The organism is Paradesulfitobacterium aromaticivorans (assembly GCF_054657415.1).
In genome coordinates this window covers 563,728-581,731 of record NZ_BAAHYT010000010.1, presented here as the reverse complement: position 1 = coordinate 581,731, position 18,004 = coordinate 563,728, and the positions used below count along the sequence as shown (strand labels likewise).

The following is an 18,004-nucleotide window of genomic DNA, read 5'->3' as shown; positions in this document are numbered from 1 at the left end:
CGGTGCGGATTAATTTTTTTGCGGAGGAAGACGCGGCGGTTCTGGCAGCCATCAAAAAGTTGGGGGCGTCACCAGCATCGGATCTGTATTTGCGCCGACAAGCCCTCCACCTGTCCTTGAGCCCCGGGTTTGAGACACTGCTCTCCTTGCCTGCGGTGCGCCAAATTCAGCCGCTCGATTATCAACTGCATACGGTGCGGCATGCCCTCACCAATTTGCGTGGACGGGCTCTGCTGTGTGACGAGGTGGGTATGGGCAAGACTATCGAGGCCGGTCTGATTGCGTTGGAATATATTCTGCGCGGGTTGGTGCGCCGGGTGTTGGTGCTTGCCCCTCCTTCCCTGGTCGAGCAGTGGCGGGAAGAAATGCAGTCCAAATTCAATTTGGATTTTGTGGTCTATGACAGTCCTGAATTTAAGGCTTACCCTAATCCCTGGGAAGTATTTCCCCGCATTATTGCCTCGATTAACACTGCCAAACGGGACAGTAAACGGGAACAAGTGCTGGGAGTTTCCTATGACTTGGTGATTGTGGATGAGGCGCATCACAGTGAAACCGGGGCCATTGCCGGTCGGCGCAGCGCGGAAGTGGTCGAAATTAAACTCTCGGATCCGGAAATAGCTTTATACCGCCGTCTGACCACTTTTGTGCGGGGATATTATCAGGGTGACGGGGACATGCCCCGGAGCTGACTATGGTTTTAATAAAAACGGCTTTGAAATGAAGCGTTTTGTCTATGAACTTACGGATGATGGACGTACTATCGTTGAGCTGATACGGAAAGAAAATCCAGAGATTGTTAAGGAAATAAACCGTTATTTAGACCAATTAAAATCAGCCGGGAATTTGGATTATATGGAACTCTCGATTGCAGCTAAGTCGCACTTTATTTTGAAGAGTGAATCCAAAGCGACAACAAGGCATGAAGTTGTTCAGAAAGCTAAAGGTTTCAACTGGGATATTTCGGAGGAAAATGTGGAAAAGGCTATTAACTTTTTAACCGCTATGGAATTGGTGAATTCCCATAATTTGCGGTAGCGCGCTTAGATTCATAAAAACTCCATGGAGGTTTAATCCATGGAGTTTTGTAATTGTTTTTAATGCAGAAAAGTAAACACCTAAATAAGCTTTTTGTGGTAAACTAAAGAGTGGATTCTTATATAGTTGCTTCTTATAAAGGGTACTTGAAATATTTATGGCGATCAGCCATTAGATGAACTACATACTGAAAGGTGGAGGGCTGAATAAATGAATCCGATTGCACAGCAACTAAATAATGAGCTTCAATCCGCAAACCCCCACGTCTATGACATGTTATCCGATTTAGGGAAAAGTTTATACTTTCCCAAGGGCATCCTGACGCAATCTGCGGAAGCGAAACAGAAGGCCTACCGCTTTAATGCGACCATCGGCATCGCGACGGAAGAGGACGAGCCCCTGTATTTACCGCTTCTACAGGAAACCTTAGCAGCATACAAGCCGCAAGATATTTACCCTTATGCTCCCCCAGCCGGGAAAGCGGAGCTGAGAAAAGTTTGGCGGGAGAAAATGCTTGAAGAAAATCCCTCGCTCAAGGGGAAAACTTTCAGCAACCCCATTGTCACCAATGCCCTGACACATGGGTTGAGTATTGTTGCGGACATGTTTATAGACTCCAACGATGCTTTGATTTTGCCGGATAAGCTCTGGGGCAACTATAATCTCATCTTCGGCGTGCGCCGGGGGGCTAAAACAGTAACCTATCCCTTTTTCACAGACCAGGGTAAATTTAATGTGAGTGGCATGAAAGAAGCCCTGCTTTCCCAAAAGCAGCAGGTCAAGGCAATCCTGCTGCTCAATTTCCCGAATAATCCGACCGGCTACACGCCTACGGAAGAGGAAGCGGCGGAGATTGTGACTGCAGTGAAGGAAGTTGCAGACCAGGGGCTCAATGTGGTTGCCGTTACGGATGATGCTTACTTCGGCTTATTCTATGAGGACTCGATTACGGAATCATTATTTGGCAGACTAGCCAACATTCATCCACGGGTATTAGCAGTCAAAGTCGATGGAGCGACCAAAGAAGAGTATGTGTGGGGTTTTCGGGTCGGGTTTATCACCTTTGCGTCTGATAATACCGCGGTGCTTAATGCGTTAGAAAACAAAGCTTTAGGGATTATTCGCGGCGTGGTTTCCAGTGTGACGCATCCGTCCCAGACCTTTATTTTACAGGCCTTGCAAGCTCCTGATTTTCCGGCACAAAAGCAAGCGAAGTATGAAGTTCTGAAAAGGCGCGCCCTTAAAGTAAAGAATGTGCTTAAAAATGGCAAGTATATTGATGTGTGGGAGTACTATCCCTTTAATTCCGGCTATTTTATGTGCTTGAAGCTTAAGCGAGTGAATGCGGAAAAGCTACGGCAGCACTTGCTTGAACAATATGGAGTAGGAGTCATATCACTCGGGGAAAGTGATGTGCGTATTGCCTTTTCCTGTGTCGAGGAAAAGGATCTGGCCGAGCTGTTTGAACTTATTTACAGAGGGGTCAAGGATTTAGAAGCTCAGTGAGCCGGGAAGTCTAGCAAGTTTAGCAAGTCCAGCCAAGCCTTGCGAGCCCAAGTTAAGGAGCATTAAAGGAGCAGCCTTATGCCGCTATTAGACGTTAAAAACAATGAGATCATTGCCATTGCCACCAATAAAGATGTATATAGTCATGGCGTTGCTTATTACATGGCTAACAGAGTAACTAATTTGGTTTTTGAGCCCGCGATCGGTGCGGCTAGCGCCATGGTCATGGGGACGTACAACTACCGCGTAGAGGTATATTTTAATGAACATAGCTCAATTAGCCAGTATCAGTGCACCTGCCCGGCTTACAGCACTTACCCTGGAGCGTGCAAGCATATTGTAGCCGTGCTCAAAACCCTTCAGCAACGCCTGGACCCAGTGAAGGTAAAACGCGAGATCAAACAACGCTCTGCTAAAGAGTTACTAGCCTTTTTTGCCGGCCAGCGCCAGGAATATCCCCAAGAAGAGATAAACCTCGATCTGGAACTGGATATCCTGCACTCACATGCAAGGATTGTGGGGGATTTGCAGCTAAAAGTGGGGCGGCAGCGTCTGTATGTGGTCAAGGACATCGGGAAACTTCTAAAATGTATACAAGAGGAACAGTCGCTGGAATTCGGCAAACAGTTTACGTTTGAACCCCTGAGACATACCTTCAAAGAGGAAGACCGTCCGGTAATTGCCATGCTCGGGGAAATGTTTGAACAGCATGAGGCTCTTGCAGACATGAGAAGCTTCTATTATGGTGCAAGCCTTTTTAACCAGAAATTCTTGCGCTTAACGGGGCCTTTTCTGAAGAAGTTTTTAGATTCTGTTAGAGACAAAGAATTCTATGTGGGGATACACACCGGTTCGCGCCAGGCAACCAGAATTAGCCGGGAAGGATTGCCACTGAAATTTTCTTTGCGCGCTGAAGCTCAGGATTTGGCGTTGGTGCTGGAAACAGATGAATTACCGATCCAGCTTACTGCGGACGGCAGTTATTTTATGTATAGGCAGAAGATCTACCTGGCGTCTCCGGCCCAAAAACAGAGTTTACCCTCTATGCTCAAGGCTTACCAGCAAGGATTAACCAACGATATCGTCTTGCCGGCGGAGAAGAAGGAGTTCTTTGTCTCAGAGGCTCTACCCCTGATTGAAAAAATGGGTAAAGTCGTGATTGAACCGAAGCTCGCTGCCAAATTCAGCCGGGAAAGCTTGATGCCCAAAATTTACTTTGATCGCTCAGCAAACAATGGAATCATTGTCCGCGTGGAGTTTCACTATGGGGAAACGGTGATTAATCCTTTTGCTTCCACCGCAGAGGCAGGCAGCAGCCAGGCTGCAGAAGATACTATTCTTATTCGCGCTGTTGAACAAGAGAGGAAGGTTCTAAATATCCTGGAACAGGCAGAATTCAGCGTGACCCAGGGTCAAATTCATCTGGACGATGACGAAAAAATATTTGAATTTATCATGACCTACCTCTCCCAACTGCAGGACTTGGCTGAAATATATTATTCCGATGAGTTTAAGCTCACAATCCGGACTTCAACTTCCTTTTCCGGCCGGGTTCGCTTAGATGAGAACTTGGACCTTTTGGAAGTATCTTTTGAATACAGTGATATTGATCAGGGAGAATTAGGAGATATCTTTAAGTCCCTGCGGCTTAAGAAAAAATACTTCAGGCTGCGGGATGGCTCTTTTCTCAATTTAGAACAGCCTGAACTGGATAATTTCGCCAAACTGGTGGACAACCTGGATCTCAAAGCTGAGGATCTCAGTAAGAAGGTGTTCAATCTCCCGAAATTCCGGGCTTTATATATTGACAATTTTTTGCGCCAAGCTAACCTGCCAGGTATCCAGCGCAACAAAGCCTTTAAACACTTAGTGCAAAGTATTCTCGAACCTCAGGATGCGGAGTATGATGTTCCGCCGGAACTGCAGACGGTGCTCAGGGATTATCAGAAGACCGGTTTCAAATGGTTAAAAACATTGGCTGCGTATGGTCTGGGCGGCATCTTGGCAGACGATATGGGCCTGGGTAAAACAGTGCAAGTCTTGGCCTTTATCCTGGCGGAGAAGGTTGCGCTATCCGGCCCCGCTCTGGTTATAGCGCCGACCTCGCTTGTATATAACTGGCAGGAGGAAGCCAAAAAGTTTGTGCCGGAATTGAAAGTGTTAGTGGTGGAAGGGAATCCCCGGGTGCGTCGGGCTCAGTTGGCAGACTGCAAGGATTGGGATTTGGTGGTGACTTCTTACCCTGTGCTGCGGCGGGATATTGATTATTATGCGAACCTTGAGTTTTCCTACTGTTTCCTGGATGAGGCCCAGCACATTAAGAATCCGCACACGATCAATGCCAAGTCTGTGCAGCAGCTCAAGGCCAAAGGGTATTTTGCCCTGACCGGAACCCCGATCGAGAACTCCCTATCCGAACTGTGGTCCATATTTAACTTCATCATGCCAGGGTATCTTTTGTCTCACCAGGAGTTTCACAAAAAGTTTGAAACGCCCATTGTTAAGGGAGAGGATGCCGGGCCCCTGGCCGAATTAAGCCGGCATGTCAATCCCTTTATCTTGCGCCGTTTGAAAAGAGATGTCTTAAAGGAACTTCCGGAAAAAATAGAAACCAGATTAAAAGCCCAGATGACCGAAGAGCAGACAAAGATTTACCTTGCTTTTTTGCAGGAGGCCCGCAAAAACATAGCCAAGGAATTAGCGGTTGCAGGATTTGAAAAAAGCCAGATCAAGATTCTGGCGGCCCTGACCAGGCTCAGGCAAATCTGCTCTCATCCGGGGATGTTCGTAGACGGGTATGACGGGGAGAGCGGCAAAATGATCCTTTTTGAGGAAATTCTGGCGGATGCCTTGGATGGTGGCCACAGGATTTTGGTCTTTTCCCAGTTTACGTCCATGCTTGATATTATCCAGCAACATTTAGCCTCAGAAAAGATAGAGTACTTTTATCTGCGAGGCTCCACCAAGGCCTCCGAACGTGCGGACATGGTGCAAGCCTTCAATGCCGGGGCAGGGAAGGTGTTCCTGATCTCCTTAAAAGCAGGCGGCACCGGCTTAAATCTTACCGGTGCCGATATGGTGATTCACTTTGATCCGTGGTGGAACCCCGCTGTTGAGGAGCAGGCCACTGACCGCGCCCACCGCATCGGCCAGAAAAAGGCGGTTCAGGTGATTAAGCTGATTACGCAGGGAACGATTGAAGAAAAAGTAAATGCCCTGCAGGAGAAGAAGAAAGAACTAATCGATGCTGTGATTCAGCCGGGTGAAACGATGCTGTCGAAGTTAACGGAAGCAGAGTTGAGAGATATCTTTGAGATGAAGTAGATGCGACTAGTTTGTCTAACGACATATTCCATCGCTCCCGCCCATATGGTAAAGCGAAAGCATAAAATAGGGGGATGGGCATGAAAACATATAGATGGAAGGCAGGAGGGAGAAGGAATCTCCTCTATCTCGGAGTGCTGTTAGCGGCGGTCTTCGTCATAGGGGTAGCGTGGCAGGCAGGCAACAAGGACACGAAAATTTGGAACTGGACGTTAGGGGACAAGGTTGTGGTCATAGACGCCGGGCACGGCGGGGTTGACCCGGGCGCAGTGGGAAAAAGCCAAACTTTGGAGAAGGATATTACTTTGGCCATAGCGAAGCGGCTCAAGCTCTTAATTGAGCAGGGTGGCGGCAAGGCCATCATGGTGCGCGAGGAAGACCAGGATTTGGGGACTTCTCAGGGCTTGCTCAAACGCAAACGGGAAGATTTGGCCCAGCGCTTGCAACTGGCGATGGACTCCCAGGCGGATGTCTACCTTAGTATTCATGCCAACAGTTTTCCCAATGAAAAGCTCAGCGGAGCTCAGGTTTTTTACTTCGCGGACTCTGCGGAAGGGAAAAATCTGGCCCAGGCCGTGCAGCAAAGTCTTAATTCAGCCATCAACGGCAAAAGGGTTGCTAAAGGGAATAAGGATTTATTTATCTTGAAAAAGGCCAACAGGACAGCGATTACAGTTGAGGTGGGCTTCCTATCCAATCCGACGGAAGAGGAAATGTTGAAAGATCCCGGGTACCAGCAAAAATTAGGGATGGCGGTTTATGAGGGGTTGTGTACTTATTTGAGTAAGGCTCAGAGCGTTAAACAAAGGTAAACATATAAAGTTAGGTCGAAATGTAAGTATAAGATCAGGTGTATTTACGATGTCACTAAAAACGTTATAGTTAGAGCCGCGAAAAAAGCCCCGTATCACCGTTAAAGTGGTACGGGGTTTCTCATTCTTAGTTCAGGCTTAAAGACACTGTTTGAAGCTGTCATCAATAGGGTCCCGTTAACGCAAATCCATGCTGTTGAGGCGCTTAATCCGCTCCGGGATCGGAGGATGTGTGCTGAACAGAGAAATAAGCCTTTGCCCATGCAAAGGATTCACGATAAAGAGATGGCTGGCCGCGGGGTTCACTTGCATCGGCACCATGGTGGAAGCGCGCTCTAATTTAGCAAGGGCACTAGCCAAGCCGTAGGGCTGGCCGGCGATTTCCGCTCCGGTGGAATCTGCGAGATACTCGCGTGAGCGTGAGATAGCCATCTGTACGAGCATGGCGGCAAGAGGGCCGAGGATGATTAAGGGCAGCGCTGCCAGGCCTGAGCCTTCGTCGTCATCACTTCCGAGGCCGCCAAACATCAAGGCCCACTGCGCCCAGTTGGCGACGGTGGTGATAACTCCGGCCATGACGGCAGCCGTCGTGCTGATCAAAACATCGCGGTTTCTGATGTGAGCCAGTTCGTGGGCCAGCACTCCTTCCAATTCTTCGCGGCTCAGAATCTGAAGCAAGCCCTGAGTTACAGCCACGGCGGCATGAGCCGGATCGCGCCCGGTGGCAAAAGCATTGGGCTGGTTTGAGGGAATCCCATACACTCTGGGCATGGGAAGTCCGGCTTGATAAGCGAGCCTTTCTATTATTTCATAAAGATAAGGATTCTCTTCCCTGCTAAGCGGAACAGCGCGGGTCATGGTTAAAGCGATTTTATCGCTAAACCAGTAGCTCCCCCCGTTCATGATCAGGGCAAAGATAAAGGCTATAATCATTCCTTGCTCTCCGCCCAGGCCCCTTCCGATAAGAATTACCAGAATTGTTAAGACACTCATCAGAGTTATAGTTTTCAGTTGATTGCCTAATCCGTTCATCAAATCATCTCCCCTCTAAATTATATAAAAAGACCTTTACCCTAAGAAGGTAAAGGTCTGGCCTACAACGTTCAGCGTTGCCAACAAAGCCGGGGTCTCATCGACCCGTACTGACGACCTTGCTGTGAGAGCTACTCCCCTTTAACATATTGTACTTATTATATTATTAGAAAAGGACAACATCGTCAAGAGGGGAAAACTGCATATTATAAGGAAATGGGTTTAGAGGTAAAAAAACTGAGGGCACCTGTCAGAATTACCGCTTAGGCAGCATTTTCGAAAAGAATAGGATTTACGCAATCCGAAGATGCTAGGGTTGAATCAAGATGGGGGGAAGCGGAATGAGGCCGGATATTAAGATTGTACTCTGGGGCTTGGGGGCGATGGGAAGTGGGATTGCCCGTCTGTTGTTGAAGAAAAAAGGGGTCCGGGTTGTCGCTGCTTTTGATCGCGATCCCACTAAGGCAGGGAAAGATCTTGGGGAATTATTGGGCTTGGAAAATTACGGGGTGAAAGTAGAGTTTCCTCCTACAGTTGGTGGAAATTGGCCTGAGCAGGCGGAGGTTATGCTCTTGGCGACTTCCTCGTTTACGCAAGAGGTTGTGGAGGAGATCAACGCCGGGGTTGGGCAGGGGCTAAACATCATCACAATTGCCGAGGAAATGTCTTATCCGTGGGTACAGGCTCCGGAGCTGGCTTTGGAAATAGACAACCGGGCTAAGGCACAAGAGGTAAGTGTACTCGGGACCGGAATTAATCCAGGCTTTGTGCTGGATACGCTCATCCTGGCCTTAACCGGCCCGTGTCAGGAAGTCCGGCGCATTAAGGCCACAAGGGTTAATGATCTCTCCCCGTTTGGCCCCACGGTTATGCATACGCAAGGTGTGGGGACTACGGTCACAGAATTTGAACAGGGGCTTGCCAGCGGTGAGATTGTCGGGCATGTGGGGTTTCAAGAGTCTATTCATATGATTGCCCGGGCTTTGGGTTGGGAAATTGAGAGGATTGAGGAAGAACGCCGTCCGATCGTCTCGAAAGTTAGGCGGGAAACACAACATGTAAAGGTTGAACCCGGGCAGGTGGCGGGCTGTTATCATACTGCCAGCGGATATGTGGCGGGGGAAGCCCGGATCGAGCTGGTTCACCCACAGCAGATTTTGCCCCAGCTTGGAGGGGTAGCTACGGGGGATTACATAGAAATTGAAGGGGTGCCTGAAATTAAGCTGGCAATTAAGCCGGAAATCCCCGGCGGCTTAGGCACGATTGCCATGGCTGTTAATATGATTCCTCAGGTGATCGCGGCGCGGCCAGGGCTGCTCAGTATGGCGGAAGTGCCGGTACCGGCCGCAGTCTTAGGGGATTTAAGAGAGATTAGCGCCTGGAGAACAGGCCAGGAATAAAAATAAGCAATCAAAATGCATAGGGGATGAAAAATTAATGGCAGAAACTTTAAGAGACTTAGCCCGCAAGGGAGACTGGGTTGAGATTTGGAAGGAGATATTAACGCCCGGGGAGCGTGCGCCCCAGATTCCTCCTGATACGCAAGCCGTGCCTTTAGAAATGCGGGTACGCGGTTTTTTGCTTAATGAGAGCGCCCAGGTGGGTGAGAGAGTCAGGATTAAAACCCGTATTGGCCGCGAAGTGGAAGGACGTATGCTTGCTACCGAGCCGCGTTACGCCCATACATTTGGCAGGCCGCAGCCTGAACTTCTACAGATCAGGGAGAAATTGGCGGAACTGCTGCGGGGCAAATAGACTGGTATGAATTGACGGTGGTGATAACATGAGTTCTCATCTTAGTTACGCAGACGTAATGGCTCGCAAAGGGGAGATCCTGCATAAGTCGAGCGGCATCGATTATTCCCTGTTTGAGAGGGGCAAGATCGCCTTCGCTTATGAAGAGATGATGAAAACCGTAGCCTACTCCTTAGAAGAGGCGCGCCGGATTCAAAAAGCGACCGGAGTCGGGGATACTCCCTTGTTGGAACTTCACAACCTCACGGCTTTGGCGCGACGCTGCGCACCGCAAGGGAAAGGAGCCCGGATCTTTGTTAAAGATGAGGCTGCGAACCCTTCCGGAAGCTTTAAGGCCCGGCGCGCAGCGCTCTCTGTGTATGAAGCGCAGAAGCGGGGATACATTGGGGTGATGGCCGCCACCTCCGGCAATTACGGGGCGGCAGTTGCTTCCCAGGCGGCGATGCGCGGCCTCGACTGCATTATTGTGCAGGAGGTTTTTGATTCCCAGGGGCGGGGGCAGCCGGAAATCATTGAAAAGAGCAGGGCTTGTGAAGCCTATGGGGCGGAAGTGATCCAACTTTCCGTGGGGCCGGAGCTGTTTTATGTTTTTCTGATGCTGTTGGAAGAGACCGGATTTTTCAATGCCTCTCTGTACACTCCTTTTGGGATTGCCGGGGTAGAAAGCCTGGGCTGGGAGTTGGTTACGCAGATCAGAGAAATTACCGGTCGCGACCCCGACGTGGTTGTAGTCACCCATGCCGGGGGTGGGAATGTGACCGGAACCGCTCGTGGGCTGAGAAAAGTCGGCTGTAAGGCTGCGGTTATCGGGGCCAGCATCGATCTGACCGGGCTGCATATGGCCAGTGACCGCGATTTTAATCGCAAATCATTCACCACCGGGCATACCGGGTTTGGGCTGCCGTTTGCGGTGTGGCCGGACCGAGCGGATGTCCCGCGCAATGCCGCCAGGCCTTTAAGATATTTGGATCGCTATGTGACAGTCACCCAAGGGGAGGCCTTTTATATTACGGAGGCCTTAGCCCAGCTTGAAGGGCTGGAGCGGGGTCCGGCAGGAAATACCTCGTTGGCGGCGGCGTTTTCCCTGGCCCAGGGGATGAACGAAGAGCAAATAATCGTGGTCCAGGAAACTGAATATACAGGGGCTGGCAAACATCCGCAGGCCCAGTTAACATTCGCCCGGGAAAACGGGATTGAAGTGAAACGGGGAGACCCACGTGCAAGCGTGCCGGGGGAAAGTATCATTATCCCGGAGCATCCGAATCAGATTCGGACGGTAGAGCTCGACCTTGATCAAATCCGCCATAGCTATCTGAAGAACTCCTTGGCGCGGGCCGGGGCAGCGGAATTAACGGAGGAAGACATCCTCTTTCTGGCCGAGGAAACGCGCTGGGGGCGCTCGCGCGTAGAGCAGGAGCGGGCTTTTCTGGCGCGGGACAGAAACCACAGTAATAAGCAGTAAAGGGGGCTTAAGAGATGGCGCAAGCACGGGGAGATGATTATGCCGTAAGACGGCAACACTTGGCTAACCTAAGCGAGGAGGAACTGGGGGAGCGCTTTTGGCAACTGGCACATGAAGTTGTACGGCCTTTGCTGGATTTAGCGCGCACTCATACCACACCCTCGCTTGAGCGCTCGGTGCTTTTGCGCATGGGTCTGGACAGCCCTACGACCCAGGGTGTTGTCAAGCATGCGCTGGGCAAAGGGCTGCTCGGGCATGGGGCCGGGCACTGCGTTTGGCGTTATGCCAAATTAAAGAATCTAACGATCGACCAGGCCGGAACGGAACTGGCGCGCGGGGAAGGCTGGGATGAGCTTGGACTTTATTTGGGCGAGGGGCGTGGCGGGGGGTATGGCCTATGAGCACAGAAGACGTGAACAAATTTTCCCCGGAAGCAAAGCTGGACGTTGATAATATACTCGCTGATCTCAAACATTACTGCCCACGACGGCGCGGCTGGAGCTGGCGTATAGCAGTGCCGGTCAAAAATGAGGGACCCTTTACATACCTGCAGGTTTCAGAGGGACTTAAATCAGGTCAAGCGCTCCCGGCGGCCGGTTTTTTCGGTGGAATTGACCCGCAGCCCGAGTGCACCATAACTTCTGAAATTGCCTCCGGTCGCTTTGAAGATGATCTGAGGCGTATGCGCATGGCTGTGTTTAACGGGGCCGACCACATCATGGTGATTCGCACAGCGGGCCAGAGCCATTTTGACGGTTTGATCGAAGGCACCCCGGAGGGTGTCGGAGGGGTCCCCATCAGCCGCAAGCAGCTGCGGGCCACGCGCAAGGCCCTGGATTTAATGGAGGATGAAGTGGGCCGCCCGGTCAATCTCCATTCCTATGTGAGCGGGGTGGCAGGACCGGAGGTTGCGGTGCTCTTTGCGGAGGAAGGGGTAAACGGAGCGCACCAGGACCCGCAATACAATGTGCTCTATCGCAATATCAATGCTGTCCGTTCCTTTGTGGATGCGGCCGAGGCCAAGACGGTCATGAACTGGGGGGAAATGGTCCAGATTGACGGGGCGCATAATGCCAATGCCACGGCCCGTGAGGCGTGGAAAGTAATGCCTGAACTTTTGGTACAGCATGCTTTGAACTGCGCCTACTCTACTTCAGTAGGGATGCCCAAGGACCGGATTGCACTCTCCACGGTACCGCCGACTGCTCCTCCTGCTCCCGCCCTGCGGCTGGATTTACCATATGCCGTGGCTCTGAGAGAGCTTTTTCAAGGGTACCGTATGCGGGCGCAAATGAACACCAAGTATATTGGATCAGACACGCGTGAAGCAACGGTCACGCATACTTTAAATGTGCTCCTCTCCAGACTCACTTCGGCTGATATCCAGAGTACAATCACCCCGGATGAGGGACGCAATGTTCCCTGGCATTATAACTCTATTCAGGCAATCAACACTGCCAAACAGGCCTTGTTGGGGTTAGACGGCCTGCAGGAGATACTGGAAATAAAGCGCGCTGGGGCTGTGGGGGCCAAGGTAAGGGAGCTTAAGGAAAGGGCGGTTCTCTTTCTCGAAGAAATACTCGCTGCCGGGGGATATTTTGAGGCTGTGAGCCAGGGATTTTTCGTTGATTCCGGTTTTTATCCTGAACGCAAGGGAGATGGTATCGCCAGGGAGCATAAGGGGGGCATCGGCTTCGAGGTGGTGGAGCGGGCAGAGGATTATTTTGCCCCTGTGTGCGCGCATTACGGGACTAACCACGTGCCCGCAGACTATGAGCATCCCTGTGCTGCCATTGACGGGTGCACCCTGTGTGTTCCGGAGAAAATAAAGTTTATCGACGAGTTTGACCCCGAGGACAATGTGGACAAAAGGCTAGAAAGAAGCCGGCCGTTCCATGCGCAAGTCCTAAGGCCGGAAGTGGAATGGGCAGGGGACGGGATTGTCAGTGTCACCATGTTTTTGCCGACAGATGAGCGTACTGCCCATTTTGCTTCACTGGAAATAGCGAAGAACATGAACTTAGAGGATGCGGAAGTGATTCACAAGCAGGTGCTTCACCCGGCTGAGGGGACATTGGTGGAAATCAAAGGAAAAATAAATATTAAGATTGATCCCAAGGCTTTGAAAATACCGGCCAAGGAAGAAGTTTTGAGCCCTGAAGAAATCAGGAGTAAGATTGCCGCAGAGCCGCTGCATGTGGTGGCGGCCACTGTAGGGGAAGATGAGCATTCTGTGGGGTTAAGGGAGATTCTCGACATTAAGCACGGGGGAATTGAAGGGTTCGGGATCAAGTTTCACTATCTGGGTACTTCCGTACCGGTGAGCAAGGTTGTGGATGCAGCGCTGGAAGTGGGGGCTGATGCAATTTTAATCAGTACCATTATTACTCATGGGGAAGTGCACAGACTCAATATGGAGCGTCTGCACCAGCTCTGTGTCGAGCGTGGGGTGCGGGAGCGCTTCATTCTGTTGGGCGGTGGTACTCAAGTTAAGCCGGAATTGGCGAAAGCTTGGGGCATGGACGGTGGTTTTGGGCGGGGCACCAAGGGGATAGAAGTCGCCAGCTTTTTAGTTAAGTTGCGGGAGCAACAACGAACCACGAACATCGAACATCGAATATCGAATCCGGGGTGAGAATATGGAGAAAGTGCTGGTCGCGGAAATTGGGAGCACCACCACGATTGTTAATGTATTTGTCGGTTTGGATACCGAGAATCCGAAATTCTTAGCCCAAGGGCTCGCCCCCACGACGGTTGCCGAGGGGGATGTGGGGGTGGGACTGCGCCAGGCGGTTACAGATCTGGAAGCAAAGATCGGGCCGGTAGGGGAGCTGGGAGGGGTCCCCTTTTACGCTACCAGTTCGGCAGCAGGCGGGCTTAAAATGACGGTACACGGCCTAGTGCCTGAAATGACGGCAAGAGCTGCTCGGGAAGCAGCCTTGGGAGCAGGGGCGGTGGTGCGCTACCAGACTGCTGGGGAACTGACGCGGGAGGATTGGGAGGAAATCGTAAATATTCGTCCCAATATTATGCTGTTAGCGGGCGGAGTGGATCACGGAGACCGCAAGCTGGTCACGGAAAATGCGCAACGGCTGGCCGTGTGGTTCAAGGAAGTAGACTGGCGGATTCCGGTGATTTATGCGGGCAACAGTGCTGCAGCTAAAACAGTCTCCTCAACTCTGAGCACAGTTGGCTTAACGGTGAAAGTAGTGCCTAATGTTTACCCGGATATCGATCAACTCAATGTAGAGCCGACCAGAAAAGTGATTCAGGAAGTGTTTGAAGAACACATTACGGAAGCTCCGGGCATGCAGGGAATCAGGCAGATAATAAACAAGCCGCTGCGCCCGACTCCGGGGGCAGTCATGCAGGCGGCTCTGCTCGTGTATGAGGAAGTGGGAGATGTGTTGGTGTTTGACGTCGGTGGGGCTACAACGGATGTCCATTCTGTGACTGCCGGCAGTGAGGAAAACCAGAAACTTGCTCTCGCCCCCGAACCACTGGCCAAGCGCACGGTCGAAGGGGATTTGGGGGTTTATGTCAATGCCCGCCATGTGGTCGATTTGATCGGGGAAGATGTGCTTAAGAAGCACCACGGCCCAGAGTGGGCTAAGCACTTAAAGGCAATGCCGGAGACCGCAGAGGAAATAGCCTTGAGCCGGGAGTTAACTTCTTTTGCGGCGCGGACCGCGCTTGTGCGCCACAGTGGGCGCTTACGGCATTTTTACGGAAGTGGCGGCAGAATTACCCGTGTCGAAGGCAGGGATTTGGTGCGCGTGCGCTGGGTGCTCGGAACCGGGGGGGCTTTAACCCGTCTGCCCAATGGCCTGCAGATAGTGAGCGCAAGTGTGGAGGGCCCTGGAGACTACCTGCTCCCGCGCGGGGATGTGGCCTTTTTCCTTGACCGCGATTATATCATGGCAGCGCTGGGGGCTATTGCCGGCGAGCACAGAGCCGGAGCTTGGAAGCTTTTACAGGAATCCTTCGGAATCGAAAACTAGACGATCAGGTTGCCCAAACGGCAACCACTAATTAAACAATGGGAAAACGATTTTTGAATGTCCTTAGTCATCAATATATGATACTTGGAATCCAATATCGAACCACGAACATCGAACATGGGGTGGGTTTTAGATGCTGCCTGAAATAGTAATAGACCTTAAAAAAGTCGAACATAACGCCAAAACCGTCTTAAGCTTGGCTCACCAGGCCGGCATTGAGGTTGTGGCTGTGACCAAGGCCGTGTTGGCTGAACCGCAGATAGCGGGGGCAATACTCCGTGCTGGGGTAAAAATGCTGGCTGATGCTCGGCTTGAGAACCTGGAACGGTTGCGCCGACATTTCCCGAATGTCCCTTTAATGCTTTTGCGCCTGCCTGGTCTTTCCCAAGTTGAGGATACGGTGCGCTTGGCCGAGGTTAGCCTAAATTCCGAGCTGAAGGTACTGAGAGCTTTGAGCCAGGAAGCCAAACGTCAGGGCAAGACGCACCGGGTGATCCTGATGGTTGACCTGGGGGATCTGCGTGAAGGGATCTGGGCTGAGAATTTGCCCGAATTAGCTCAGGAGGCCCAGAACATGCCTGGTCTTATCGTGGAAGGGCTGGGAGCGAACCTGGCCTGCTACGGGGGTGTGATTCCGAACGCCAAAAATCTCGGACAGCTTGTAGAACTAGCCGGGGAGTTGGAGAAAGGATGCGGGCTGCACCTTAAGGTAATCTCAGGAGGAAACTCAGCCAGCCTCCCTTTGCTTTTGAAGGGGGAACTGACCCAAGGAATTAACCAACTGCGAATCGGAGAAGGAATCTTGCTGGGACGAGAAACGGTCAAGCGCCAACTCCTCCCGGGTGCTGCTCCTGATGCGTTCGTCCTGAGGGCTGAAGTACTCGAATCCCAGGATAAACCCACTGTGCCGGTTGGCCATATCGGCCAGGATGCGTTCGGAGAAACTCCGGAATTTGAAGATGAAGGGTGGCGCCGCCGCGCAATTCTGGCTTTGGGCAGACAGGATGTCCCGCCTGAAGGAATTAGCCCGCGGGATGAGCGCCTTAAAATATTTGGGGCAAGTTCAGACCACCTTATCCTTGATTTAACGAACGCACCTGAGTTGAGTGTAGGATCAGTGCTTGAGTTTAATCTGCGCTATGCCGGGCTCTTGGGCGCGATGACTTCTCCTTACGTGCATAAGAGGTTCGTAAAATAACTTAAGCATTTGCATAAAAACTGAGGGGTAAAAAGCATAATAGAAGCGGCTGAAAGAGGTTTAGACTGGGGGCAGTGTGATGAGTAAGAGAAAAATCAGAATTATCGGGGTGCCCATCGACCTGGGCGCGGACAGGCGCGGGGTGGACATGGGGCCGAGCGCTATCCGCTATGCCGGGCTCAACGCCCGTTTGCAGCGTTTGGGCTGGGAAGTTGAAGATATGGGCAATCTGGATGTACCCGTGCCTGAGACGCGTGAGATTAAAGATAAACAGCTAAAATATCTACCCGAGATTGTAAAAGTGAGTGAAGAACTGCAAGAGGCTGTGGCCCGGGCTTTGGCAGATGGCACTATTCCTCTGGTACTGGGTGGGGACCACAGTATTGAGATAGGGTCTTTGGCCGGAGTGGCGGCAGGTGACCGTAAGTTTGGAGTGATCTGGTTTGACACGCACGGGGATTACAACTCGCCGGAAACGACGGCCAGCGGCAATATCCACGGGATGCCTTTGGCGGTAGCTAACGGAATCGGAGCAAACGAACTGACCGTGATTGGCGGAACTCATCAGAAAATACGGGAGCAAAACACCGTGATTATCGGAGCCCGTGATTTTGACCCGGAGGAGCGTGCGGCCTTACACCGTTCCCAGATCACTGTTTTTACCATGAGTGACATTGATCAATTAGGGATGAAAGAAGTTATGTCCCGGAGTATTGAGATCGCTGCCACCGGAACGGATGGTATTCATGTCAGTTTTGACCTTGATGTCATAGACCCGGCAGAAGCACCCGGAGTCGGCACTCCAGTGAAGGGTGGTATTAACTACCGGGAGGCTCATTTAGGCATGGAACTGGTGTCTGAGTCCGGGTTGTTGATAAGTATGGATGTGGCGGAAGTAAATCCGATCCTGGATATTCAGAACAAAACGGCAGAGCTGGCCGTGGGCCTTATTTGTTCAGCATTTGGCAAACGGATTTATTAGATACATTAGGTTGCAGAGCCCTATGGAAATGGGCTAAAATTAGATTCAAAAGAAAAATGAAAATAATTGGCCCATGAACTTTATGAAACTCATGAGAATTCAGGAAACTTGTTAACTCAGCGCATGCCTAAAATTTGCGAAATTATGAAACTTTCAGGCAGAGCTTGGCGTACTAACTATAGAAGCCCTGGATAGTGTCTTTTACCTTACTGATTGGAGCGGCCGAAGAATTGGAAGATGTAGAAATTATTCGCCAGGTACTTGCGGGGAATCATGAGCAGTATGCCTTGCTGGTTGAGCGTTACCAAGAGCCGCTGTGGCATTTTCTGCGGCGGGTCTTGCCTTCGGAACAGGATGTATTCGACTGAATTGCTCAGGTGCTCGGGGTTCCGGTAAGCAGTGTCAAGACTTACCTCCACCGGGGAAAAGAAAAACTCAGACAGTTATTAGCTAAGGAGGGATATTATAACGGACAGCGAAATTTCGTGGACTCAACTATTTCAAGATAAAGATATCCCGGATAATCTGTTAAATAAACTACAAGCTAATGTTATGGCCCAGATCTTCGCCCAACCGGTCGATTTTGAGGAAGCACTCCTCTTGGCCCAGCGGCGTCGCTGGGGGCTGGTGCTGGGGCTGGGGGGAAGCATCCTGGTAGCAGGGCTTCTCCTCCTGGGACTATTGTGGCTCACGGGGATGGGGGCTTTATGGCAGTTTTTCGTGCCAAAGCTAAACTTGTTGGTTTCGATGGTTAAAGGGATGGAGTTAATTTGGCAGGAGTATTCCTGGGCGCTGACTGGAGTAACAGTCATACTCCTGATGTGTATAACTGAAATAAGGACACCTTCGGCGAACTAGAGGGACAAGGACAACAAAGAGAGAGATGGGATAAAG

17 protein-coding genes are annotated in these 18,004 nt (G+C 51.1%); 16 read left to right on the top strand and 1 reads right to left on the bottom strand.

Annotation, left to right across the window (positions count from 1 at the left end):
* The first annotated feature begins 2 nt into the window (after nucleotides 1–2).
* The 5 genes from ACYQ2N_RS08230 (at nucleotide 3) to ACYQ2N_RS08210 (ending at nucleotide 6,680) form a co-directional block, all read left to right on the top strand.
* On the top strand, nucleotides 3–692 hold the full coding sequence (locus ACYQ2N_RS08230; RefSeq protein ID WP_459998733.1) for a DEAD/DEAH box helicase: 690 nt from the start codon (nucleotides 3–5) through the stop codon (nucleotides 690–692).
* A complete protein-coding gene (locus ACYQ2N_RS08225; protein ID WP_459998732.1) occupies nucleotides 667–1,038 on the top strand; it encodes a hypothetical protein in 372 nt (123 codons plus the stop codon). The genes ACYQ2N_RS08230 and ACYQ2N_RS08225 overlap by 26 nt, the downstream gene beginning before the upstream one ends.
* A 210-nt stretch (nucleotides 1,039–1,248) precedes the next feature.
* Entirely contained in the window at nucleotides 1,249–2,544 is a 1,296-nt protein-coding gene (locus tag ACYQ2N_RS08220; RefSeq protein ID WP_459998731.1) for an aminotransferase class I/II-fold pyridoxal phosphate-dependent enzyme, read from the top strand.
* Nucleotides 2,545–2,622: 78 nt separating this feature from the next.
* Entirely contained in the window at nucleotides 2,623–5,868 is a 3,246-nt protein-coding gene (locus ACYQ2N_RS08215; RefSeq protein WP_459998730.1) for a DEAD/DEAH box helicase, read from the top strand.
* A gap of 80 nt (nucleotides 5,869–5,948) precedes the next feature.
* Entirely contained in the window at nucleotides 5,949–6,680 is a 732-nt protein-coding gene (locus ACYQ2N_RS08210) for an N-acetylmuramoyl-L-alanine amidase (RefSeq protein WP_459998728.1), read from the top strand.
* Between the two features lie 177 nt (nucleotides 6,681–6,857).
* On the opposite strand, the gene ACYQ2N_RS08205 is transcribed toward ACYQ2N_RS08210, so the two are convergent.
* Nucleotides 6,858–7,712 carry a zinc metalloprotease HtpX gene (locus tag ACYQ2N_RS08205; protein ID WP_459998726.1) on the bottom strand — a complete coding sequence of 285 codons (855 nt, stop codon included), beginning with the start codon at nucleotides 7,710–7,712 and terminating at the stop codon, nucleotides 6,858–6,860.
* A gap of 341 nt (nucleotides 7,713–8,053) precedes the next feature.
* Here ACYQ2N_RS08205 and ord point away from each other — a divergent pair, with 341 nt between their 5' ends.
* From ord to ACYQ2N_RS08150, 11 genes are all read left to right on the top strand, one after another.
* Nucleotides 8,054–9,112, top strand: a complete 1,059-nt coding sequence (gene ord / locus ACYQ2N_RS08200; RefSeq protein ID WP_459998725.1) for a 2,4-diaminopentanoate dehydrogenase — start codon at nucleotides 8,054–8,056, stop codon at nucleotides 9,110–9,112.
* 37 nt (nucleotides 9,113–9,149) lie between these two features.
* A complete protein-coding gene (gene ortA, locus ACYQ2N_RS08195) occupies nucleotides 9,150–9,467 on the top strand; it encodes a 2-amino-4-oxopentanoate thiolase subunit OrtA (protein ID WP_459998723.1) in 318 nt (105 codons plus the stop codon).
* Nucleotides 9,468–9,495: 28 nt separating this feature from the next.
* A complete protein-coding gene (gene ortB / locus ACYQ2N_RS08190) occupies nucleotides 9,496–10,929 on the top strand; it encodes a 2-amino-4-oxopentanoate thiolase subunit OrtB (protein WP_459998722.1) in 1,434 nt (477 codons plus the stop codon).
* A 14-nt stretch (nucleotides 10,930–10,943) separates the two neighbouring features.
* Nucleotides 10,944–11,330 (top strand): ornithine aminomutase subunit alpha, encoded by a 387-nt coding sequence (locus ACYQ2N_RS08185; RefSeq protein WP_459998721.1) that lies wholly within the window; start codon nucleotides 10,944–10,946, stop codon nucleotides 11,328–11,330.
* Nucleotides 11,327–13,564: a D-ornithine 4,5-aminomutase subunit OraE gene (gene oraE, locus ACYQ2N_RS08180; protein WP_459998720.1), complete on the top strand. Its 2,238-nt coding sequence runs from the start codon at nucleotides 11,327–11,329 to the stop codon at nucleotides 13,562–13,564. The genes ACYQ2N_RS08185 and oraE overlap by 4 nt, the downstream gene beginning before the upstream one ends.
* A 4-nt stretch (nucleotides 13,565–13,568) precedes the next feature.
* Nucleotides 13,569–14,930 carry a GlmL-related ornithine degradation protein gene (locus ACYQ2N_RS08175; protein WP_459998719.1) on the top strand — a complete coding sequence of 454 codons (1,362 nt, stop codon included), beginning with the start codon at nucleotides 13,569–13,571 and terminating at the stop codon, nucleotides 14,928–14,930.
* 133 nt (nucleotides 14,931–15,063) lie between these two features.
* Entirely contained in the window at nucleotides 15,064–16,128 is a 1,065-nt protein-coding gene (locus ACYQ2N_RS08170) for an alanine/ornithine racemase family PLP-dependent enzyme (RefSeq protein ID WP_459998718.1), read from the top strand.
* A 79-nt stretch (nucleotides 16,129–16,207) separates the two neighbouring features.
* Entirely contained in the window at nucleotides 16,208–17,110 is a 903-nt protein-coding gene (gene rocF, locus ACYQ2N_RS08165; protein WP_459998717.1) for an arginase, read from the top strand.
* A 194-nt stretch (nucleotides 17,111–17,304) separates the two neighbouring features.
* The gene (locus ACYQ2N_RS08160; RefSeq protein WP_459998716.1) at nucleotides 17,305–17,478 is read left to right on the top strand and encodes a hypothetical protein; all 174 of its coding nucleotides are present in this window, start codon (nucleotides 17,305–17,307) and stop codon (nucleotides 17,476–17,478) included.
* Entirely contained in the window at nucleotides 17,479–17,619 is a 141-nt protein-coding gene (locus tag ACYQ2N_RS08155; RefSeq protein ID WP_460000490.1) for an RNA polymerase sigma factor, read from the top strand.
* A 43-nt stretch (nucleotides 17,620–17,662) separates the two neighbouring features.
* Nucleotides 17,663–17,968, top strand: coding sequence for a hypothetical protein (locus ACYQ2N_RS08150; RefSeq protein WP_459998714.1), 306 nt, complete (start codon nucleotides 17,663–17,665; stop codon nucleotides 17,966–17,968).
* The last annotated feature ends 36 nt before the right edge of the window (nucleotides 17,969–18,004 follow it).